General features: G+C 69.3%; 1 protein-coding gene. It reads right to left on the reverse strand.

All coding sequences use genetic code 11. The features are described from left to right. A partial coding sequence (locus BKD30_RS15150; protein WP_173893165.1) for a transposase occupies positions 1–303 on the reverse strand: 303 nt, incomplete at both ends.

A 303-nucleotide genomic window follows, 5' to 3' on the forward strand; every position in this document is an offset into this window, starting at 1 on the left:
TCTCGAAGAGGCGCGCCCGGAGTCGTTTGGGCTCCCAACGGCGGGCGTTGTGCCCATGGAGGGCGAGCATCTGGGCCCAGGCGGTGAGCTCGGCGGCGAGCATGACCAGGTGGCACCACAAGTTGTTGGCGTCGAACGCGTGGAGGGGAAGATTCTGCAGGCCGGTGTCCTTGGCGGCGCGGATCCGGTCCTCGCACCGGGCCCGCAGCCGGTGTCTGACCTCGAGGTCGGCGAGCTGGCCGCGGGTCTGGTTGGTGGCGAAGGCGGTGTAGCGCATCCCGTCGAGGTCGGTGATGCGCAGTT

It is taken from the genome of Tersicoccus phoenicis, assembly GCF_001968835.1.
GTDB classification, from domain to species: domain Bacteria; phylum Actinomycetota; class Actinomycetes; order Actinomycetales; family Micrococcaceae; genus Tersicoccus; species Tersicoccus phoenicis.